This is a genomic window from Pseudomonas corrugata, from assembly GCF_050920615.1.
Lineage (GTDB): Bacteria > Pseudomonadota > Gammaproteobacteria > Pseudomonadales > Pseudomonadaceae > Aquipseudomonas > Aquipseudomonas corrugata.
This window is the reverse complement of sequence record NZ_CP130434.1, coordinates 1,842,342-1,863,239: the sequence shown is the minus strand read 5'-3', so window position 1 is coordinate 1,863,239 and position 20,898 is coordinate 1,842,342. Positions and strand designations below refer to the sequence as shown.

Annotated in this window: 22 protein-coding genes; 8 read left to right on the top strand and 14 right to left on the bottom strand. The window is 60.8% G+C overall.

Annotation, left to right across the window (positions count from 1 at the left end; translation table 11 throughout):
• Positions 1 to 62 precede the first annotated feature (62 nt).
• Genes purC through dapA form a run of 4 tightly spaced genes read right to left on the bottom strand, consistent with a single transcriptional unit; the run spans position 63 to position 3,579 of the window.
• Positions 63 to 776, bottom strand: coding sequence for a phosphoribosylaminoimidazolesuccinocarboxamide synthase (gene purC, locus QZH45_RS08465; RefSeq protein ID WP_016963914.1), 714 nt, complete (start codon positions 774 to 776; stop codon positions 63 to 65).
• 28 nt (positions 777 to 804) lie between these two features.
• Positions 805 to 1,563 carry an MBL fold metallo-hydrolase gene (locus tag QZH45_RS08460; RefSeq protein ID WP_024780392.1) on the bottom strand — a complete coding sequence of 253 codons (759 nt, stop codon included), beginning with the start codon at positions 1,561 to 1,563 and terminating at the stop codon, positions 805 to 807.
• Positions 1,564 to 1,567: 4 nt separating this feature from the next.
• On the bottom strand, positions 1,568 to 2,683 hold the full coding sequence (gene bamC / locus QZH45_RS08455; RefSeq protein WP_024780391.1) for an outer membrane protein assembly factor BamC: 1,116 nt from the start codon (positions 2,681 to 2,683) through the stop codon (positions 1,568 to 1,570).
• Between the two features lie 17 nt (positions 2,684 to 2,700).
• On the bottom strand, positions 2,701 to 3,579 hold the full coding sequence (gene dapA / locus QZH45_RS08450) for a 4-hydroxy-tetrahydrodipicolinate synthase (protein WP_024780390.1): 879 nt from the start codon (positions 3,577 to 3,579) through the stop codon (positions 2,701 to 2,703).
• Between the two features lie 303 nt (positions 3,580 to 3,882).
• On the opposite strand from dapA, the gene QZH45_RS08445 reads away from it, so the two are divergent.
• Together QZH45_RS08445 and QZH45_RS08440 are read left to right on the top strand one after the other, a co-directional pair.
• A complete protein-coding gene (locus QZH45_RS08445; RefSeq protein ID WP_024780389.1) occupies positions 3,883 to 4,443 on the top strand; it encodes a glycine cleavage system protein R in 561 nt (186 codons plus the stop codon).
• A 10-nt stretch (positions 4,444 to 4,453) separates the two neighbouring features.
• Positions 4,454 to 4,927, top strand: a complete 474-nt coding sequence (locus tag QZH45_RS08440) for a peroxiredoxin (RefSeq protein WP_053192970.1) — start codon at positions 4,454 to 4,456, stop codon at positions 4,925 to 4,927.
• Positions 4,928 to 5,046: 119 nt separating this feature from the next.
• Here QZH45_RS08440 and QZH45_RS08435 read toward each other — a convergent pair whose 3' ends face one another.
• Positions 5,047 to 6,117: an AI-2E family transporter gene (locus tag QZH45_RS08435; protein ID WP_024781283.1), complete on the bottom strand. Its 1,071-nt coding sequence runs from the start codon at positions 6,115 to 6,117 to the stop codon at positions 5,047 to 5,049.
• Positions 6,118 to 6,147: 30 nt separating this feature from the next.
• Positions 6,148 to 6,387 carry a sulfurtransferase TusA family protein gene (locus QZH45_RS08430; protein ID WP_024781284.1) on the bottom strand — a complete coding sequence of 80 codons (240 nt, stop codon included), beginning with the start codon at positions 6,385 to 6,387 and terminating at the stop codon, positions 6,148 to 6,150.
• A gap of 98 nt (positions 6,388 to 6,485) precedes the next feature.
• Between QZH45_RS08430 and QZH45_RS08425 the strand changes: the two genes are divergently transcribed.
• Positions 6,486 to 7,919: a M48 family metalloprotease gene (locus tag QZH45_RS08425; protein ID WP_053192972.1), complete on the top strand. Its 1,434-nt coding sequence runs from the start codon at positions 6,486 to 6,488 to the stop codon at positions 7,917 to 7,919.
• 208 nt (positions 7,920 to 8,127) lie between these two features.
• Here the strand turns inward: QZH45_RS08425 and QZH45_RS08420 are convergent, their stop codons facing one another.
• The 4 genes from QZH45_RS08420 to rpoE all read right to left on the bottom strand — a co-directional run bounded on the left by QZH45_RS08420 (position 8,128) and on the right by rpoE (position 11,920).
• Positions 8,128 to 9,558 carry a DegQ family serine endoprotease gene (locus tag QZH45_RS08420; RefSeq protein WP_024781286.1) on the bottom strand — a complete coding sequence of 477 codons (1,431 nt, stop codon included), beginning with the start codon at positions 9,556 to 9,558 and terminating at the stop codon, positions 8,128 to 8,130.
• 207 nt (positions 9,559 to 9,765) lie between these two features.
• Positions 9,766 to 10,710, bottom strand: coding sequence for a MucB/RseB C-terminal domain-containing protein (locus QZH45_RS08415; RefSeq protein ID WP_024781287.1), 945 nt, complete (start codon positions 10,708 to 10,710; stop codon positions 9,766 to 9,768).
• Between the two features lie 9 nt (positions 10,711 to 10,719).
• A complete protein-coding gene (locus tag QZH45_RS08410; RefSeq protein WP_024781288.1) occupies positions 10,720 to 11,307 on the bottom strand; it encodes a sigma-E factor negative regulatory protein in 588 nt (195 codons plus the stop codon).
• A gap of 31 nt (positions 11,308 to 11,338) precedes the next feature.
• Positions 11,339 to 11,920 carry an RNA polymerase sigma factor RpoE gene (gene rpoE, locus QZH45_RS08405; RefSeq protein ID WP_003172477.1) on the bottom strand — a complete coding sequence of 194 codons (582 nt, stop codon included), beginning with the start codon at positions 11,918 to 11,920 and terminating at the stop codon, positions 11,339 to 11,341.
• A gap of 561 nt (positions 11,921 to 12,481) precedes the next feature.
• Between rpoE and nadB the strand changes: the two genes are divergently transcribed.
• Positions 12,482 to 14,098, top strand: a complete 1,617-nt coding sequence (gene nadB / locus QZH45_RS08400) for an L-aspartate oxidase (protein ID WP_024781289.1) — start codon at positions 12,482 to 12,484, stop codon at positions 14,096 to 14,098.
• Here the strand turns inward: nadB and QZH45_RS08395 are convergent.
• The gene (locus QZH45_RS08395) at positions 14,067 to 14,519 is read right to left on the bottom strand and encodes a protein YgfX (RefSeq protein ID WP_055136115.1); all 453 of its coding nucleotides are present in this window, start codon (positions 14,517 to 14,519) and stop codon (positions 14,067 to 14,069) included. The two genes, nadB and QZH45_RS08395, sit on opposite strands and share 32 nt — an antisense overlap.
• Positions 14,503 to 14,757 carry a succinate dehydrogenase assembly factor 2 gene (locus QZH45_RS08390; RefSeq protein WP_003184348.1) on the bottom strand — a complete coding sequence of 85 codons (255 nt, stop codon included), beginning with the start codon at positions 14,755 to 14,757 and terminating at the stop codon, positions 14,503 to 14,505. The genes QZH45_RS08395 and QZH45_RS08390 overlap by 17 nt, the downstream gene beginning before the upstream one ends.
• Before the next feature lie 149 nt (positions 14,758 to 14,906).
• Here QZH45_RS08390 and QZH45_RS08385 point away from each other — a divergent pair, with 149 nt between their 5' ends.
• Both QZH45_RS08385 and QZH45_RS08380 read left to right on the top strand, forming a co-directional pair.
• Positions 14,907 to 15,848, top strand: a complete 942-nt coding sequence (locus tag QZH45_RS08385) for a YgfZ/GcvT domain-containing protein (protein WP_024781291.1) — start codon at positions 14,907 to 14,909, stop codon at positions 15,846 to 15,848.
• A 34-nt stretch (positions 15,849 to 15,882) separates the two neighbouring features.
• Positions 15,883 to 16,704: an HDOD domain-containing protein gene (locus tag QZH45_RS08380; protein WP_024781292.1), complete on the top strand. Its 822-nt coding sequence runs from the start codon at positions 15,883 to 15,885 to the stop codon at positions 16,702 to 16,704.
• Between the two features lie 202 nt (positions 16,705 to 16,906).
• Here the strand turns inward: QZH45_RS08380 and QZH45_RS08375 are convergent, their stop codons facing one another.
• On the bottom strand, positions 16,907 to 18,298 hold the full coding sequence (locus tag QZH45_RS08375; protein ID WP_024781293.1) for a sensor histidine kinase: 1,392 nt from the start codon (positions 18,296 to 18,298) through the stop codon (positions 16,907 to 16,909).
• Positions 18,291 to 18,962: a response regulator gene (locus QZH45_RS08370; protein WP_024781294.1), complete on the bottom strand. Its 672-nt coding sequence runs from the start codon at positions 18,960 to 18,962 to the stop codon at positions 18,291 to 18,293. The genes QZH45_RS08375 and QZH45_RS08370 overlap by 8 nt, the downstream gene beginning before the upstream one ends.
• Positions 18,963 to 19,403: 441 nt before the next feature.
• On the opposite strand from QZH45_RS08370, the gene QZH45_RS08365 reads away from it, so the two are divergent.
• Together QZH45_RS08365 and QZH45_RS08360 are read left to right on the top strand one after the other, a co-directional pair.
• Positions 19,404 to 20,381 carry a Bug family tripartite tricarboxylate transporter substrate binding protein gene (locus tag QZH45_RS08365; RefSeq protein ID WP_024781295.1) on the top strand — a complete coding sequence of 326 codons (978 nt, stop codon included), beginning with the start codon at positions 19,404 to 19,406 and terminating at the stop codon, positions 20,379 to 20,381.
• Positions 20,382 to 20,436: 55 nt separating this feature from the next.
• Positions 20,437 to 20,898 carry a tripartite tricarboxylate transporter TctB family protein gene (locus tag QZH45_RS08360; protein ID WP_024781296.1) on the top strand — a complete coding sequence of 154 codons (462 nt, stop codon included), beginning with the start codon at positions 20,437 to 20,439 and terminating at the stop codon, positions 20,896 to 20,898.

Genomic DNA, 20,898 nt, shown 5'->3' with positions numbered 1-20,898 from the left:
ACATTCGCCGGAAGCGAACCCCCGAGCGAATTTTTTTCCGTGCTATCAGATGCTTGCGTCGATTACAGCGGTACACCCAGGCGTTGGGCGACTTCTTCGTAGGCTTCGATGACGTCACCGAGGCCCTGGCGGAAGCGGTCCTTGTCCATCTTCTTCTTGGTGGCCTTGTCCCAGAGACGGCAGCCATCCGGGCTGAATTCGTCGCCCAGGACGATGGAGCCATCGCTGAACACGCCGAATTCAAGCTTGAAGTCCACCAGCAGCAGGCCGGCGTCGTCGAACAGCTTGCTCAGCACTTCGTTGACCTTGAGGGACAGTTCCTTCATGCGCGCCAGTTGCTCGGCGGTGCCCCAGCCGAATGCCACGACGTGGGATTCGTTGATGAACGGGTCGCCCTTGGCGTCGTCCTTCAGGAACAACTCGAAGGTGTAAGGATTGAGCTTCATGCCCTCTTCCACACCCAGACGCTTGACCAGGCTGCCGGCAGCGTAGTTACGCACGACGCATTCCACCGGGATCATATCCAGCTTCTTGACCAGGCACTCGTTGTCGCCCAGCAGCTTGTCGAACTGGGTCGGCACGCCAGCGGCTTCGAGCTTCTGCATGATGAAGGCGTTGAACTTGTTGTTCACCATGCCCTTGCGGTCCAGCTGTTCGATGCGCTTGCCGTCGAACGCCGAGGTGTCGTTGCGAAACAGCAGGATCAAGCGGTCAGCGTCGTCGGTCTTGTAAACCGATTTGGCTTTGCCGCGGTAGAGTTCTTCACGTTTTTCCATGATGGGCTCCGCTTGCTAAGTAGATGGGCTAGGCGATATGTCGCCAGTCGAGCCCTGAATCTTGATCGGCCAGTTGCAGCCAGTCCGGGTCGCACCCGAGGGTGTCGACAAAACATTGCCGGGCCAGCTGCGGCAGGTTGTTCTTGCTGCTCAGATGGGCCAGGACCAGGTGTTGCAAGCCCTGCCAGCCCAACTCGGCCACCAGGTACGCCGCCTGGTGGTTGTTCAAATGTCCGCGTTCCCCGCCTACCCGTTGCTTGAGAAAGTACGGGTAATAACCACGGGCCAACATGTCGCGACAGTGGTTGGATTCGATCATCAAGGCATCGAGATCCCGATAACTGTCCATGACCCTGTCGCAATACGATCCCAGGTCGGTCAACAAGCCGAAACGCCGCTCGCCGTCGCTGAACACATATTGCGTCGGTTCCCGGGCATCGTGGGCTACGCTGACCACGTCGATATCCAGGGCGCCAATGCGCAGTTGTTCGCCACCGGCCACGAAACCGGCTGGCTCGATGGGTTTTCGCAGCCCTCCCAGCGTTCCGCGGCTGAGGTAGACCGGCAGATTGTAGCGCCGGGACAGCAAACCCACGCCATGCACATGGTCGGCATGTTCGTGGGTCACGAGTATCGCGCTCAGTTGCGCCGGATGCACACCCAGACGCAGCAGGCGTTTCTCGGTTTCCCGCAGGGAGAAACCACAGTCGACCAGCACATACGTACCGGCGCTGGCTACCAGCGTGCCGTTCCCTTGGCTACCGCTGCCGAGAACGGCAAAACGCATCGGATCAGCCCAGGTTGTCCTGGATCACACCCAACACCTTGCGGGCCACTTCGGCCGGCGCCACGGTATTGATGTTTTTCTCGACGGTCACCTGGACGTTGTCGCCCACCTTGCTCAGGCGAACCTGATAGCGCTCGGCGCGGGCTTCGATTTCTTCCTTGTCCGGCTTGCCGCCGAACAGACCACTGAAGAAGCCGGGCTTCTCGTCTTTCTTCTCGGCTTTTTCGGCGAGGTTGATGTAGTACAGGCCCAGGCTGCGGTTGATGTCTTCAACCCGCCATTCGCCCTGCTCCAGCGCACGGCCGACGCTCGACCACGCACGGTCCAGGTCGGAGCCGACGTTGAGCACCGGGTTGCCGCTGCCGTCCTCGGTCAGGCTGACACGGCTCGGCGTGTCGAAATCCCGGGAAGCCAGCATCGAAACCGAACCGCCCTGCTCTGCGGAACGGCTCATGCTGGCAAGCATGTCGTCCACCAGCGCAGCGTCGAGACCGGTATTGACCGAACGGTTGGTGAACGCCACGTCGGCGGTGCTGCCGGCAGGACGCTCGGCGCTGACCACATAGATTTCACTGGTGTTGCGCTGCACGCCCGGCTCGATACGCACCCGCACGCGGGACTCACTGTCGCTGGCGACGCCGGCAGCACTCAGGCGCTTGCCCATGGCGGCGGACAGTTCATCGGCATGTTGCCAGGTGGTGGTGAACTCGCCGGTCTGGGGGCGCTGTTCATCGATGCGAAAACCGTTGTCCTGAAAGAACTGGATCGCCACCGGCCAGACTTCGGCCGGAGGATGCTGGGCCATGACCCAACGTGAGTCGCCGCTCTTCTGCAGGGTGTAGTCGCTGGCATCGGCCATGGCCGACAGCGGCTGCGGACGAGGAACCTCGTATTCACCCTTTGCGGTGTCGTCGGCCACGTTACGCGGAATCGGCAGCAGCGGATCCAGGCGCTTGGCGACCTGGACGTCCGGCGGCAGTTGCATCGGTGCAGTCTGTTGCGCGTTCAGGTAATCGCTACCACGATCACGGAAGTAACCTTCCGGGCCCCAGATCCACCCACAGCCACTGGTGCTGGAGATAATCAAGGCAAGTGCGGAAAGTCCGGCAATTCGCTTCATGCGGTGTACTTCCTCAATTAAACCAGGACGCCGGACTGGCGCATGGCCTGCCGCAGCGGTTCGTGACAGGCGTTGCTCAGCCAGGTGAGCGGCAGGCGGATGCCTTCGTGCATCAGGCCCATTTCCACCAGCGCCCACTTCACCGGGATCGGGTTGGCTTCGATGAACAGGTCCTTGTGCAGCGGCATCAGTTTTTCATTGATGGCCCGTGCGGTCTCGGCGTCGCCCTTGAGCGCGGCCTCGCACAGGTCGGCCATTTCCCGCGGCGCGACGTTGGCGGTGACGGAAATGTTGCCCTTGCCGCCCATCAGGATCAGCTCGACCGCGGTCGGATCGTCACCGGACAGCAGGATGAAGTCCTTGCTCACGCCATCGAGGATGGCCTTGGCGCGCTTCAGGTCGCCGGTGGCTTCCTTGATGCCGATGATGTTCGGAACGGTAGACAGGCGAATCACCGTCTCGGCCTGCATGTCGCAGGAGGTGCGGCCCGGGACGTTATAGAGGATCTGCGGGATGTCGACCGCTTCGGCGATGTGCTTGAAGTGCTGGTACAGGCCTTCCTGGGTCGGCCGGTTGTAGTACGGAACGACGAGCAGGCAGGCGTCGGCACCGGCTTCCTTGGCGTTGCGGGTCAGCTCGACGGCTTCGCGGGTCGAGTTGGCGCCAGTACCGGCGATGACCGGAATGCGACCGTTGACCTGCTTGACCACGGCACGGATGACTTCGATGTGCTCGTTGACATCGAGGGTAGCCGACTCGCCGGTGGTACCGACGGCGACAATGGCGTGGGTGCCGTTTTCAAGGTGGAAGTCCACGAGTTTGCTGAGGCTGGCCCAGTCAAGACGCCCTTGTGCATCCATGGGTGTGACCAGTGCCACCATACTGCCCGCAATCATGAAACCGCTCCTGCCGGAAAAAGAGAGCCGTAATGGTACTGGCGCCAAGATGCTTGTACAAGCGAACTCCCATTCCCCTTGGCGATGGTTTTCGCTACCCTTCAGACTTTGATCGGTACCGACACGTTCACAGGCCGGTTCCCAGCCTCCGTTTTCGTCGCCACAAGCCCCGATCCTGCGTTTGCCCCGGCGTATGCGGAATACCGTGCAACGCCAGGCACAGGGCTTGAGTCGTTCGTTTTCGCAGGCCGCCCCCTGCAGAATGGCGTAGGTATCGACCGCTCATCGCTTTAGGAATGCTGCATGTCCACCCCCACAGTCCGCGAACAATTCCTTGTCATCAGTGCCCTTGGCGCCAACCCCATGGAGCTGACCAACGTCCTGTGCCGCGCCAGCCATGAAAACCGCTGCGCCGTCGTGACCTCACGCCTGACCCGCCACGGCGAATGCAGTGCGCTCGTGCTTGAGGTTTCCGGCAGCTGGGACGCCCTGGCCCGCCTGGAAGGCAGCCTGCCGGTATTGGCCAAGAAGCACACCTTCACCGTCAACGTGGTGCGCAGCGCAGCGCTGGAAAACCGTCCCCAAGCCCTGCCCTACGTGGCCTATGTGAGCTCGGCCTACCGCCCGGACATCATCAACGAGCTGTGCCAGTTCTTCACGGACCACCACGTCGAGCTGGAAAACCTCACCTGCGACACCTATCAGGCCCCGCAGACCGGCGGCACCATGCTCAACGCCACGTTCACCGTGACGCTTCCGGCCGGCACCCAGATCAGTTGGCTACGCGATCAGTTCCTGGACTTCGCCGACGCGATGAACCTGGATGCACTGATCGAACCGTGGCGCCCACAAAACCCAATGTAAGGAAGCGCCCATGACCGTTGCCATCGACCAGCCGGTTACCGATTTCCAGGCGCCCGCCACCAACGGGCAGACCGTCAGCCTCGCAGCCCTGAAAGGCAAGCAGGTGGTGATCTACTTCTATCCGAAGGACAGCACCCCCGGTTGCACCACCGAAGGCCAGGGCTTTCGCGACCAGTACGCGCAGTTCAAGGCTGCCAACACCGAAGTGTTCGGCGTCTCCCGGGACAGTCTCAAGTCCCACGAGAACTTCAAGTGCAAGCAGGAATTTCCGTTCGAGCTCATCAGCGACAAGGACGAAGCCGTCTGCCAGTTGTTCGATGTGATCAAGCTGAAAAAGCTCTATGGCAAGGAATACCTGGGCGTGGATCGCAGCACGTTCCTGATCGACAAGGACGGCGTGCTGCGCCAGGAATGGCGCGGTGTGAAAGTGCCTGGGCATGTGGATGCCGTGCTGGCGGCGGCTCAGGCGCTCGATAAGGCCTGAGGCTTTTTATTGCCTGTCGGGCCCCATCGCGAGCAGGCTCGCTCCCACAGGGTTCTACACAATCCATGTGGGAGCGAGCCTGCTCGCGATGAGGCCATCAGCCTCACCTGATCAGTCAGCTAGAGCAACGGCGCCACAATCGGTTCCTTGCTCGGCCACGCATCCAGCACAGCCTTGAACAGCGTCGCCAGGGGAATCGCAAAGAATACCCCCCAGAATCCCCACAGCCCTCCAAACAGCAGCACTGCGCAAATGATCGCCACCGGGTGCAGGTTCACCGCTTCGGAGAACAGCAACGGCACCAGCACGTTGCCGTCCAGCGTCTGGATGATTCCGTAGACCGCCATCAGATAGATGAACTGATCGCTCCAGCCCCACTGGAACAGTGCGATCAAGGCCACCGGCACGGTCACCACCACCGTGCCGACATAAGGCACCACCACCGAAATACCCACCAGCAGCGCCAGCAATGCGGCGTAGTTGAGCCCCAGGGCCACGAAGCCGATGTAGGTCACGCCGCCACAGATGAATACTTCGATGACCTTTCCGCGAATGTAATTGGCAATCTGGCGATTCATCTCCTGGGCCACCCGGGTAATCAGCGCCCGTTCACGCGGCAGGTAGCCGCGGACCCAGCGCCCGATCACTTCCCGGTCCTTGAGAAAGAAAAACACCAGGATAGGCACCAGCACCAGGTAAATCATGATGTTCACCAGGAGCGGCAGGCTGGACAACGAAAACGTCAGCGCCCACTGGCCGAATTTGCCGATCTGGCCGCGCACCACTTCTATGGTCTGGAGCACCTGCTCGTCCGATACCAGATGCGGATAGCGCTCGGGTAGCAGCAATAGCAGGGACTGCCATTTGGCGAGCATGCCCGGCAACTCGTTGAACAGCGTCACCAACTGGTGCCAGAGCAACGGCACGATTATCACGACGAACACCACCAACAGCCCCATGAAGAGGGCAAACACCAGGCACACCGCCACGGTTCCGGGCAGCCGCAGGCGCTCCAGCGTCGTGACCAGGCCTTGCATCAGGTACGCCAGCACCATCCCCGCCAGCACCGGTGCCAGCATGCCGCCCAAGGTGAGGACCGCAGTGAACCCCAGGAATAGCAGCACTGCCAGCACCACCGCTTCTTCGTCGGAGAAGTAGCGCTGAATCCAGTCGCGTAACACTTTGAACATTAAAAATCCTTAAGCAACACCATCGGTTATTCAGGCTTTCTTCAGCCAGTAACGGTAGACGCCATTGTCGTCTTCTTCATGCAGCAGCGTATGACCGGCCAGCCGGGCGAAGGTGCGGAAATCACGCTGGGAGCCCGCGTCCGTGGCGATGACCTTGAGCACGGCGCCACTGGCCAGGCGGTTGAGCTCCAGCTTGGCCTTGAGCAATGGCAACGGACAATTCAGGCCGCTGGCATCCAGTTCGGCATCGTGGGCTACAGCATCGGTCATTGTTTCACTCCGCAGCAGGTCGTAGAGCCGCCTAGAATATCTGGTCCCGGGGCCGGTGTCCGGCTACAGTAGGGTCTTTGTCGACTAAGGCCCCGTGCATGACATTTCTGCGCCCCACCCTGCTGACGCTCGCTTGCCTGCTCGCCTCACCAGGCTTCGCCGACGACCTGCCGTCACTTGGCGATGCCAGTTCTGCCATTGTCTCGCCGGAGCAGGAACACCAACTGGGTCGCGCCTGGCTGGCCCTGCTGCGCAGCCAGGTCGCACAGCTCAACGATCCACAGCTCAAGGATTACGTCGAGACCAGCGTGTACAAACTGGTTGAAACCAGCCAGGTCAACGACCGACGCCTGGAGTTCATCCTGATCAACAGCCCGCAGCTCAACGCCTTCGCCGCACCTGGCGGGATCGTCGGGGTCAACGGCGGCCTGTTCCTCAACGCCCAGACCGAAGGCGAATATGCCTCGGTGATGGCCCACGAACTGGCTCACCTGTCTCAACGCCACTTCGCCCGCGGCGTCGAAGCCCAGCAGCGCATGCAGGTCCCCATGATGGCCGCGCTGCTGACCGGTATCGTGATTGCCGCCGCCGGCGGTGGTGATGCGGGGATCGCTGCCATTGCCGGCACCCAGGCGGCCGCCATCCAGGAACAACGGCGTTTTTCGCGCCAGAACGAGCAGGAAGCCGACCGCATCGGTATCCAGAACCTGGAAAAGGCCGGCTACGATCCACGCTCCATGCCGACCATGTTCGAGCGGCTGATGCGCCAGTACCGCTTCGACGCCAGGCCACCTGAATTCTTGCTGACCCACCCGGTCACAGAGTCCCGGATCGCCGACACCCGCAACCGTGCCGAACAAGCCAAGCCGGGCGGCATAGAAGACAGCATGCGTTACCAACTGATTCGCGCACGGGTCCAGTTGATCTATGAAGAAACCCCTGGCCTGGGCGCCAAGCGCTTCCGGGCGCAACTGGATGAGAACCCCAAGAACGACGTGGCCCGCTATGGCCTGGCAATTGCGCAGATCAAGGGCGGCCAGTTGAACGAAGCCCGGGGAAACCTCGCGCCGCTACTGGCCAAGTCACCCAACGAAATCATCTACAACCTGGCCCAGGTCGACCTGGACATCACCAGCAACAAGCTGGCCGATGCTCAATCTCGTGTTGACCGGATGCTGGCCCAGTATCCGGGCAATTACCCACTCAATCAGGTGCGTGTCGACCTGCTGCTCAAGCAGAACCGGCCCGCCGACGCTGAAAAAGCTCTGGAAACCCTGCTCAAGACCCGCCCGGACGATCCGGATGTCTGGTACATGGTCGCCGAGACTCGCGGGCTTTCGGGTAACATCATTGGCTTGCACCAAGCCCGCGCCGAGTACTTCGCCCTGGTGGGTGACTACCGCCAGGCCATCCAGCAACTGGACTTCGCCAAACGGCGCGCCGGCACCAACTTCCCGCTGTCGTCACGCATCGATGCCCGGCAGCGGGAGCTCATGGAGCAGGAGCGCATGGTGAAGGACATGATGGGCTGAGAAGACAAGTTTCGCGGTCGGCTCTGCCCCTGTGGGAGCGAGCCTGCTCGCGAAAGCGGTAGGTCAGCTTGCAGTGATGTGGGATGTGTCGGCCCCTTCGCGAGCAAGCTCGCTCCCACAGAGGGCCTGCTCGCCATTGATTGCCCCATCCATCGGGCGCAAAAAAACCGCCTCTCTCGAGGCGGTTTTTCATTGAGCCACTAACCGATCATTCGGCCAGCTTGAAGGTGATAAAGCTCGCACGCCCCTGACGCAGAACCCGCATCGAGACCGAGCGATTCTTCGGCAAGGCCTGGGCGATCTCGGTGAACTCCTTGGTGGAGCCAATAGCCTGGTTGTTCAGGTGCGTGATGATGTCACCAGGTTGCAAGCCGATCAGGGCGGCAGGACCGTCCTGCACCTCCTTGATCACCACGCCACCCTGCAGGTCCAGAGCTTTCTTCTGCTCGGCCGTCAGCTCGACCACTGCCACACCCAGGCGATTGCTGCTGCGCTCAACGCCGGACTTGGGTTGCGATTCCAGCTCGGCGCCCTCTTCAGGAATGGCACCAACCGTCAGTTCAACGTTCTTGCGCTTGCCATCGCGAATCACTTCCAGGTTGGCCTTGGCACCGGCTTTGAGGGCACCTACCAGGTGTGGCAGGTCCGCAGACATGATGATCGGCTGGTCATTGAGCTTCAGGATCACATCACCGACCTGCAGGCCACCCTTGGCAGCCGGCCCACCATCCTGGATCTGCGCCACCAGCGCACCCGCCGGTTTCTCCAGCCCGAACGACTCGGCCAGGTCCTTGTTCACTTCCTGGATGACCACACCCAGCCAGCCGCGACTGACCTTGCCTTCGGTTTTCAGCTGGTTGGACACGTCCATCGCCACATCAATCGGAATCGCGAAAGACACGCCCATGAAGCCGCCCGAACGGGTGTAGATCTGGGAGTTGATGCCCACCACCTCACCGGCCAGATTGAACAACGGACCACCGGAGTTGCCCGGATTGATCGGCACGTCGGTCTGGATGAACGGAACGTAGTTTTCGTTCGGCAGGCTGCGACCGATGGCACTGACGATGCCCTGGGTCACGGTGTGATCGAATCCGAACGGCGAGCCGATGGCCACGACCCACTGACCGGCCTTCAGATCCTGGGACTTGCCGAGCTTGAGCACCGGCAGGTCCTTCCCGTCGATTTTCAGCAACGCCACGTCGGAACGCGGGTCGGTACCGATCAGCTTGGCCTTGAGTTCACTGCGATCGGCCAGGCGCACCAGGATTTCGTCGGCATCGGCGATCACATGGTTATTGGTCAGGATGTAGCCGTCGGGCGAAATGATGAAACCCGAGCCCAGGGACTGTGCCTCACGCTGGCGACCACCGCCAGGCGAACGAGGCTGCTGCGGCATTCCGCGCTCGAAGAACTCGCGCAGCATGGGGGGCAACCCTTCCAGATCCGGCATCTGCTGGTCCGAGACGCGGCGATCCGGTAGCTTCTGGGTGGTACTGATGTTCACCACTGCAGGCGAGGCGTTTTCGACCAACTGGGTGAAGTCAGGCAAGCTGTCCGCCACGGCGGGAACGGCCTGGCCGAGCACCAGCACGGTGGCAAGGATGGAGAAATAGGTTTTCAAGCTTGGTATCGACATACAGCTCCCGTTACGACGAGCAGGGTTAAGCGATATGGAACAAGGAATACCGGTGGAAAGATACGCCGGTGTCATCGTTCCGGAAAAACAGGCAAGGACAGAGCCAAGCACCTCTGACCTAATAGAAAAAAAACAGAAGTTTTGCAAATGAAAATGCTGACAGGAAGTTTCGGCATTCGATCAGGACCGAACGACCACGGCAGCACTTTACTGAGTCGCCGTGGCATCGGACCGCATCGAAAGCGCAATCCGTTCAGCCGTACCAATAGGGATCTCGCCGACCACGGTCACCATCATTTCACCCTGGGGTGTCGTGAGACGACGCGAGACGGCTGCCGTCGGGCCAAGCTGGGTACGCGTGTCGGTGACAGTCGCGCCGTTCAATGGCTCCAGGAACACCGAGAAACGGGCCAGGCCATCGTCGTACATCAGACTGCTGACCTGAGCGCCGGTCTCCGGATCCTTGCGCACGGCGCTGTTGGTCAACTCGAAGCCGGGGGGGAGCCAATCCGAATGCCAGGTGGCCTTCGCCACAGCAGCCTTACCGGCGTCCCGGACGACTGCCTTGCACTCGGCACTGGCTTGCAGGTCGCTGTCCACCGGCTCGGCAATGCTCAGGCGCGTGAACTGGAAACGTTCGAGCAACTGCCCCTTGTCGTTAAGCAGCAGGGACTTGAGCGGCAGCCCCGTCTCTTTGTCCAGATGCAGCTCAAAACCGTAACGATGCTGGTCTTTGGGCGTCAGGGAAACGATGACAGCCGGTCGCCCGGCCACGCGCGACTTGCCGATGACGGCAAGGTCGTACCAATTCTTGAGTTTTTGCGGATCGAGCGCACGGGCCGTGCCCTCGGTGTTCCCAACCCCTGAGATCAGGGAGCCACTGACACACTGAGTATTTCCATCAATGCGCAGGACTTCCTGTGCCGAGCCATCCTGCTGCAGCAACCGCTCGCGCACTTTGCCATCCTGGACACGATGCCAGATGTTATGGGTAGAAAAACTACCGTTGCGCTCGTAAACGAAGGTGCCTTGGAAACTTTGCTGTAGCTCGGCCTGGCCCATACGATTCAGCCAGTCCTGAGCCTCATCGGCGTACGCTGGGAAAGCACACCAGCCACCCAGCAGCAGCGTAAATAGAGGTATGGCGCGCAAGGGTTATCCTTAACGGTTTTCCAGACTGGCTGCACGGGCGTAAGGCAATGCGCTTTCAGTCCCTTTCAGGGCAGCTTGTTGGGCATGCTGACGCAGGTAGTTGGGCAGACGCTGATCGTGCCAGCCTGGCTGACCCTGCAAGACACCGTTGACCATGGGACCGGCGGCTTCCGAGCTTTCGCTGTAACCGGCCAATACCGCTGGGCCTTTGACCAGTGGAGCGACCAGGCCTGGCTGGCTGGACTGCTGGGCCATCTGAACTCCGGCTATTTCATCCTGGTTGTACAGACGTACACCGGCCAGAACGGCGACAGTTACCGAGGCGGCCACTGCCAGACGACCCAGGCTACGCCATGGGCTACGGGAAGCTTTAGCCGGTACGGCTTCGTCAGCCAATGCAGCAGAAACGGCCGCAGCGATGTCCAGGCGCGGAAGCAGCAGGTCCTTGTGCATGACAGCCCGGGCGATCTGGTAACGAGCCCAGGTCTCACGGGTTTCAACATCGTCAAAGGCATTCAATACCCGACGTAACTCCAGTTCGTCCGCTTCGTTATCCATCACTGCGGACAGCGATTCCTGCAGGGCTTCACGACTCATGGCGTTCCTCTCTTGGCTGTCGCCGCTGTCTTTAGTTTTCCTGCAACAACGGTTGCAGGGCTTTATCGATGGCCTCCCGAGCGCGGAAGATCCGGGAGCGCACGGTGCCTACCGGACATTGCATGACGCTCGCAATGTCCTCGTAACTCAGACCGTCGAATTCACGTAAAGTTAATGCCGTACGCAAATCTTCAGGCAGTTGCTGGATGGTCCGATGGACGGTGCCCTCGATCTCATCCCGCAGCAACGCTCGCTCCGGGGATTCGAGATCCTTGAGGCCATGATCGCCATCGTAGAACTCTGCATCTTCGGAACTTACATCACTATCCGGCGGCCGACGGCCGCGTGAAACCAGATAGTTTTTCGCCGTGTTAATGGCGATGCGGTAAAGCCACGTATAAAACGCGCTGTCCCCGCGAAAATTACCAAGTGCGCGGTAGGCCTTGATGAAGGCTTCCTGGGCGACATCCTGGGCTTCATGGGTGTCGTGCACAAACCGCACGATCAACCCGAGAATTTTGTGCTGGTATTTCAGCACTAACAGATCGAAAGCTCGCTTGTCGCCGCGCTGAACACGTTCGACCAGCTGCTGATCCTCTTCCTGGGTTAGCATGAACACTCCTCGATAAGCTCGAAGGAGGCTTGCATGGCTAATTGACCGGACTTGCAAACATAGACTCGGGCTTTTCGCAAAAGTTCTCCCCCTTCAAGCAAGTTTCCGGCGCGCTCTGATCCCGGCACGCACGAAAAACGCAGCGCGAGATTCCCCGGCTGCGCGAATAATCTGTCGCCGGGCCTGTCGGCAAGGACTCGTATCGATATCCTGCACCAACCCGACGCTGCTCCCTTTTGCAGACAACCGTCTATTGAACGTAGGCGCTCGGCAAAAGTTCCCGCTATTTACAGTCATTGTTCAAAGCAGACATTGAGCAACCATGATGTGATCGGCCGCGTTTTTCCTCGAAAAAGCGGCCTTGTCTTCCGTCCGCGAGAAAAGCGATCCGACGAAGCGCTTCGCTTTTCTGTCACGCTGGTCTCACATTGCCATGAATGCCCGGCTATTGTGCCGTTCCACCCCTCTATATACTAGTGGGCTGCGTGGCTGCCTGACTCCGCTGAAGCGGATGCCTTGCGCCAACCCCGACCCGGGTCGCCTTGAGCGGAAACCTATCGAATGAGCCTACAGTTCCAACATGATGTTCTGGTAATCGGCAGCGGTGCCGCCGGATTGAGCCTTGCACTGACGTTGCCGGAGCACCTGCGCATTGCAGTGCTGAGCAAAGGCGACCTGGCCAACGGTTCGACGTTCTGGGCACAGGGCGGCGTCGCGGCCGTGCTGGATGACACCGACACCATCGAGTCCCATGTCGACGATACCCTCAACGCCGGTGGCGGCCTGTGCAATCCTGACGCGGTGCGCTTCACTGTCGAGCATAGCCGCGAAGCCATCCAGTGGCTGATCGACCAGGGCGTACCTTTTACCCGCGACGAGCAGTCCGGCACTGAAGACGGCGGATTTGAATTCCACCTGACCCGGGAAGGCGGCCATAGCCATCGGCGCATCATCCATGCGGCCGATGCCACCGGCGCAGCGATTTTCAAGACGCTGCTGGCCCAGGCCCAGCGGCGACCGAATATCGAGCTGCTGGAACAGCGAGTCGCGGTCGACCTGATCACCGAAAAACGCCTGGGCCTGGCCGGCGATCGTTGCCTGGGCGCCTACGTGCTTAATCGCGGCACCGGCGAAGTCGACACCTACGGCGCACGCTTCGTGATCCTGGCGTCCGGTGGCGCAGCCAAAGTCTACCTGTACACCAGCAACCCCGACGGCGCCTGCGGCGACGGTATCGCCATGGCGTGGCGCTCGGGATGCCGGGTAGCGAACCTGGAATTCAATCAATTCCACCCCACCTGCCTCTATCATCCGCTGGCGAAGAGTTTCCTGGTCACCGAGGCCCTGCGCGGCGAAGGTGCGCACTTGAAGCTGCCCAATGGCGAGCGCTTCATGCAGCGCTTCGACGCGCGCGCCGAGCTGGCACCGCGGGACATCGTCGCCCGGGCCATCGATCATGAAATGAAGCGCCTGGGTATCGACTGTGTTTACCTGGATATAAGCCATAAACCCGAGGCGTTCATCAAAAGCCATTTCCCGACGGTGTACGAACGCTGCCTGGAATTCTCCATCGATATCACCAAACAGCCGATCCCGGTGGTACCGGCAGCGCATTACACCTGCGGCGGCGTGATGGTCGACCAGCAGGGCCGCACCGACGTTCCGGGCTTGTACGCCATTGGCGAAACCAGCTTCACGGGTCTTCATGGTGCCAACCGCATGGCCAGCAATTCACTGCTCGAGTGCTTTGTCTATGCCCGCTCGGCCGCGGCGGACATTCTCGAACAGTTGCCACAGATTGCTATCCCGGCCGCCCTGCCCTCGTGGGACGCCAGCCAGGTCACCGACTCGGACGAAGATGTGATCATCGCCCACAACTGGGATGAACTGCGGCGATTCATGTGGGACTACGTGGGTATCGTGCGTACCAACAAGCGCCTGCAAAGGGCCCAGCATCGGGTGCGCCTGCTGCTGGATGAGATCGACGAGTTCTACAGCAATTATAAAGTGAGCAGAGACTTGATCGAATTGCGCAACCTGGCCCAGGTTGCCGAGCTGATGATTCGCTCAGCCATGGAGCGCAAGGAAAGCCGAGGGCTGCATTACACCCTCGATTATCCGAATCTGCTGCCCGAGGCACTGGACACTATTCTGGTGCCGCCCACCTACGCCGACTGAACCTGAGCCGCACCCGCAGGCGCCGATGAAGATCGGGCGCCAGCGCGTCGCGGGGCACGCACAACGAGCGGATCCGCCGCTCGCCCTTCAAGCGAAAGCGCAATATCACGATCAGTGGCAGTGCCAGGCTGTCGGGGCGCAACTGCACCGCCTGCCAGCCACTGGCCTTGCTCCAGAGCTGCCAGCCATTGACATCCCGACGCAATCCGCGGAATGCCTGGCGATGAGTCAGCAACACGTGGCGCGGTATCGTCCAGGCACCGTGGGCCAGGCACAGCATAACGCCAAGCCCTGAGAACCCTGGCGAGACAGACATCAGGAGCAACGAGCCCAGTGCGAAGAGCTGGGCCAGGCCATAGGCCGCCAGCAGTTGCCCGGAGGCCTGCCAGCGGCATTCGAAGCGATTACTTCGGTTGGACACGGTCCAGGATCATCCGGACCATGCGCTGCAGTTCCGGATCTTCGGATTCGCTGCGCTCCATGAACCAGCCGAACATGTCCTGGTCTTCACATTCGAGCAGGCGGACATAGCAGGCACGGTCCACTTCATTAAGGTGGGGGTAGACCTCTTTCACGAAAGGCACCAGCAAGACATCCAGCTCAAGCATGCCGCGGCGGCTGTGCCAGTAGAGGCGATTCAGTTCTACATCTTCGACCATGGAGCGCTCCTCAAATAGAGCGCAAGTATACAGGCACCGCCGCGGTGAAACAGACGGCTTTGGTCAGTCACCACCGATCCTTTGTGAACTACCCATTTCAAGGGCGCGCCCTTATGATGTCCACCAGACTTTTTACCCTGCGATGACTCATGGCTGATTCCGCTTTTTTCTGCACCCTGTCCCACGAAGGCGTTCTTGCGGTCCGCGGCGTGGACGCCGGCAAATTCCTGCAGGGCCAATTGACCTGCAACCTCAACTACCTGAGCGACAGCCGGGCCAGCCTCGGTGCCCGCTGCACCCAGAAGGGCCGGATGCAGTCGAGCTTTCGAATCCTGCTCGAAGGCGACGGTGTACTGATGGCAATGGCTACCGGATTGCTCGAGCCGCAATTGGCGGACCTGAAGAAATACGCCGTATTTTCCAAATCCAGGCTCACCGACGAAAGCACAGCCTGGGTTCGCTTCGGCCTGGAGAACGCCGACACGACACTGGACCAACTGGGCCTGGCACTGCCGGAAGATATTGATAGCGTGGCCCGCCACGAATCCATGATTGCCATCCGTGTGTCCCCTGGCCGAGTCGAACTGTGGGCTCCTGCCGAACAGGCCGACGCACTGAAAACCCGTCTGCTCGCCACCTTGACCGAGACAGACCTGAACTCGTGGCTGCTGGGCCAGATCCGCGCAGGCATCGGCCAGGTCATGCCTGCCACACGCGAGCTTTTTATTCCGCAGATGCTCAACCTGCAGGCCGTCGGCGGCGTGAGTTTCAAGAAAGGCTGCTACACCGGCCAGGAAATCGTTGCCCGCATGCAGTACCTGGGCAAGCTCAAGCGACGCCTGTATCGCCTGCAACTGGACGCCGGCGAACTGCCGGAACCCGGCACGGCCCTGTTCTCCCCCGCCCACGGGAGCGCCGTCGGTGAGGTGGTGATCGCCGCACACACCGAGCAAAACATTGAACTGCTGGCGGTGTTGCAGGCCGAAGCAGCAGATGAGGGCAGTGTGCACCTCGGTAGCCTGGAAGGCCCGATACTGAAATTGCTGGACCTGCCTTACGAACTGGACCGCGACCGCGAAATCCAGCGCTGATCGCAGCATTTGTGGCAATACCTAGAGAATCGAAATGAGCGATTTGGCGGATAAGGTCCAACGGGACTTGGTAGAGGCCATCGATAACGATGACCTGGTTCTGCCGACATTGCCGGAAGTGGCCCTGCAGATTCGCCGGGCCGCCGAAGACCCGGAAATCAGCGTCAGCAACCTGAGCAAGGTGATCGGCCGCGACACGGCGCTTTCGGCGCGCCTGATAAAAGTGGTCAACAGCCCATTGCTGCGTGCCACCCAGGAAGTCACCGACCTGCACACAGCCATCACCCGACTGGGCGTCAACTACAGCAGTAACCTGGCCATCGGCTTGGTCATGGAGCAGATTTTCCACGCGCGCTCCGAGGTGGTAGAACAAAAGATGCGCGATGTCTGGCGTAGAAGCCTGGAGATCGCCGGCGTCAGCTATGCGTTGTGCCGGACCTATACGCAGCTCAAGCCCGACCAGGCAGCGCTGGGAGGGTTGGTGCACCAGATCGGCGTACTGCCGATCCTGACCTACGCCGAAGACCATAATGAGCTGCTGTCAGACCCGGTCAGCCTCAACCATGTCATCGAAACGATTCACCCTGTGCTGGGGGACAAGCTGCTCAGCGTCTGGGAGTTTCCGGAGAGGTTGGTGAAATTGCCAGGGCTTTACCTGGATTTCGCCAGGGAATCCCGGCAACTTGACTACGTAGACCTGGTGCAGGTCGCTGCGCTGTACTGCTACAAGGACACCGATCATCCCCTTGGCCGAATCGACGTATTCAAGGTGCCATCATTCCAGAAACTGGGCATCGACCCGAGCGACAAGGAACGATGCGCGAATCTCGAAGAGGCGCGGTCGATGTTTTACTAGACCAGGAGGATCACCTGTGGCGAAAGGATTTATCTGGTGGTGAGGGGATTATCTGTGGCGAGGGGATTTATCCCCGCTGGGCTGCGAAGCGGCCCTCCGCGTTTTGTCTGATACAACGCAGGGGGGCCGCTTCGCGCCCCAGCGGGGATAAATCCCCTCGCCACAGATAAATCCCCTCGCCACAACCAGGTTCGACTCAGGATCAGTCTGAGCCAGGGATAAAACTCACCCGCACCTTCAACCCACCCTCTACCCCGTCATGCAGGCTGATCTGGGCCAGGTGGGCGCGACAGATTTCTCCCACAATGGCCAAGCCAAGGCCAGAGCCGGCAACCTGCTGGTTGCGCCGGTAGAAGCGTTCGAAGACACGGTCGCGCTCGTGTAAAGGAATGCCGGGGCCGTCGTCCTCGACCTCCAGTACCGCCGGTGCGGCAACCCGCAGAATCACATTGCCACCCGAGGGCGTGTGGGCCAAGGCATTATCCACCAGATTGCTCAACAACTCGTTCAACAGCGTTGGTTCACCGCGCAGCCACACCGGCTCGTCGGCTTCCAAGGCCAATGCCACGCCCCGCGCATGAGCCAGCGGCGCCATGGCCATGCCCAGCTCGCGGGCCAACTGGCTGAGATCCAGCAACTGCGCGCCCCCTTCGGCAATGGCCCGCGCACCGTTTTCCACCCGCGCCATGGACAACAATTGGTTGGCCAGATGCGTCAACCTATCAGTGCCCTGGGCTGCGGTTTCCAGGGTCTCCCGCCAGATCGCCGGTTCGCTGGCGCGCAGCCCAAGTTCCAGCCGCGCCTTGAGCGCAGCCAGGGGCGTGCGCAGTTCATGGGCGGCGTCGGCGATAAATTGCGCCTGACGCTCGAACTGCCCGCGCAAACGCTCGGTAAAGTGGTTGAGGGCCCGCACCAGAGGCCACAACTCGTGCTGCACTTCCACCAGTGGCAATGGTCGTAGATCGTCCGACTGGCGCTCTTCCACCGCCGTACGCAAGCGCTCCAGCGGACGCAACGCCGCGCTGACCGCGAACCACACCAACAACAGGGCGCCCACCGCCAGCATGCCCAGACGCAGCAGCGTGTCGGCCATCAGGCCGCGGGCCATGCTGATGCGCGCCTCTTCGGTTTCCGCCACACGGATTTCCGCCATGCCGTTCATGTTCGGCTCGCTCACGGCCTTGAGCAGACTGACTACCCGCACATCCTGGCCCTTATAACGGGCGTTGTAAAAGCGCGCCAGCGCCGGGTAATCGTCCGTGCGCGGGGTGCCGGGCGGTGGGCCGGGAAGGTTTTCGTAGCCGGAGATCAGCTTCTTGTTGATGTCATTGACCTGATAATAGATGCGCCCGGCGCTGTCGTAGGCAAAGGTGTCCAGGGCTACGTAGGGCACATCCGCGCTCAGACTGCCGTCGCGTTGTGACAAGCCTGCGGCGATGGTTCGGGCCGAGGCCAGCAAGGTCCGGTCATAGGCGGTATCCGCCGCTGCACGACCGTTCCAATAGGCGCTCAGGCCGCTGGCCAGCATCAACACCACCAGCAACAGCGCCAGGTTGCGCAGGAGTCGCCAGCGCAGGCTGTCGGGTTTATGCATCGCGGGTTTCCAGCAGATAACCCAGGCCCCTGAACGTCACGATCGCCACGGCATGCCCGTCGAGTTTCTTGCGCAGGCGGTGAACGTATATTTCAATCGCATCAGGACTGGCTTCCTCGTCCAGACCGAACACTTGGGCGGCAAGCTGCTCCTTGCTCATTACCCGCCCCGGCCGCGCGATCAACGCCTCCAGCACGGCTTGCTCGCGGGACGTCAGGGCCAACAGTTCATCGTCCAGGGTAAAGCGACGGGTATCCAGATCATAGATCAGCCCGCCACAGCGCTGCTGGCGTTCGCCGCCCAGTACGCTACGCCGTAACAGCGCCTTGACCCGAGCCTCAAGCTCAGTGAGTTCGAAAGGTTTGGCCAGGTAATCGTCGGCACCGAGGTTGAGGCCATGCACCCGGTCCTTGACGTCGCTGCGAGCCGTCAGCATCAACACCGGCAGGGTTTTCCCCCGGGCCCGCAAGCGCGCCAGCACTTCAAAGCCGTCCATGCGCGGCAACCCGACGTCGAGTACCGCAACCGCGTATTCCTCACTGCTCAGTGCCAGATCGGCGGCAACCCCGTCATGCAGCACGTCCACGGTCAAACCGGTGCTCTTGAGCGCCTGGGCAACGCTTTCGGCAAGCTGCAAATGGTCTTCGACGAGCAGAACACGCATGGTTTTTCCTCGATTCAGGAATGGTCGACGCCATTCACTGGCGCGAAGTTTACAGCCGCATCCGCTGCTGTGAAGCCAAAAAACATCCTGAAAGCTTTTGAAAGGTTAGCGAAAGGTTGGGCTATTAGAGTCCTGTTACGGACAGTCTCGACTGCCGATCGCCTTACACAATCGCGAACGAGAAACGCCCCGATGCGTTTTCACATAAGAACAATAAAGCGGAGTATCCCCATGCTGTCCATGCAGCCCCAGGCGCCTATGCCTGCTCGCTTTTCCCGCCCCAACCCACCCCCTCGTGGCCAGTGCCGCCAGCGAATACCCGGACATGTACCGGTGGGTCAGCTATAGATTCAAGTTCCTGTTATGGACCTGTTGCCTGATCCAAAGGGTTCGGCAGCGCAAAGACTGCAACACACAACAACAACTCCTGTGGAGACGAGAATGAACCTATCACTGCGTAAAGTAGCCCTGGCCGTCGGATGCCTGATGTTCGCCGGACAATTGCTCGCCGAACCGAAACGCCCGGAGTGCATCGCCCCCGCAGCGCCCGGCGGTGGTTTTGACCTGACCTGCAAGCTGGCGCAAAGCGCGCTGGTAAACCAGAAACTGTTGACCAAACCGATGCGTGTCACCTACATGCCTGGCGGTGTCGGCGCGGTAGCCTATAACGCCGTGGTCGCGCAACGCCCGGCGGACGCCGGCACGTTGGTGGCCTGGTCCAGTGGTTCACTGCTGAACCTGGCACAGGGCAAGTTCGGTCGTTTCGACGAAACCAATGTGCGCTGGCTGGCAGCCGTGGGCACCAGCTACGGCGCCATTGCGGTGAAAAGCGATTCGCCCTACAAGAACCTCGACGATCTGGTACAGGCCTTGAAGAAAGATCCTGGATCCGTCGTCATCGGTTCCGGCGGCACTGTCGGCAGCCAGGACTGGATGCAAACCGCACTGGTCGCCAAGGCCGCCGGTATCGACCCACGCAAACTGCGCTACGTGGCGCTCGAAGGCGGCGGTGAAATCGCCACCGCCCTGCTTGGCGGTCACATCCAGGTGGGCAGTACGGACATTTCCGACTCCATGCCCCACATCATGAGCGGTGACATGCGCCTGCTGGCAGTGTTCTCCGAGAAGCGCCTGGACGAGCCTGAAATGAAAGATATCCCCACCGCTCGCGAGCAAGGCTACGACATCCTGTGGCCGGTGGTGCGCGGCTTCTACCTCGGGCCGAAGGTGAGTGACGAGGACTACGCCTGGTGGAAAGACGCGTTCGACAAGCTGCTGGCTTCCGAAGAGTTTGCCAAGTTGCGTGACCAGCGCGAACTGTTCCCGTTCGCCATGACCGGCCCGGAACTGGACACCTACGTGAAGAAGCAAGTGGCCGATTACAAGGTGCTGGCCAAAGAGTTCGGCCTGATCCAGTAACCGTCTCTGTTCTCGCGGCGGCACCGGCTCCCCCGGCGCTGCCCAGGAGTTAGTCATGCTCACCCTCCAACGTATTTTTGCCGCGGTGCTGTTGCTGGTCTGTATTGGCCTCGCGCTGATGGCCTGGCCGTACCAGGCCGCTTTTTCCTACGAACCAGTCGGCCCTCGTGCCTTTCCCTTGCTGATGCTGGGACTGATGGGCCTGGCACTGCTGTACATGGTGTTCCGTCCTGTTCCCATCGTGCACAGCGAAGACGAACCGCAACTGGACCGTGAAACCCTGCAAAAGATCGGCATCTGCGTGGTGCTGTTACTGGTATTCGCCGGAACCTTCGAGCCCTTGGGCTTCATCCTCTCCAGCATCCTGATCGGGGTGCCGATGGCTCGCCTGTATGGCGGCCGCTGGGTGCCGAGCGTGGTGATCATCAGCCTGATGGCCATCGGTCTTTATCTGTTGTTCGACAAGCTGATGGACGTGCCGCTGCCCCTGGGCCTGCTCGACGTCCTGGAGAATTGA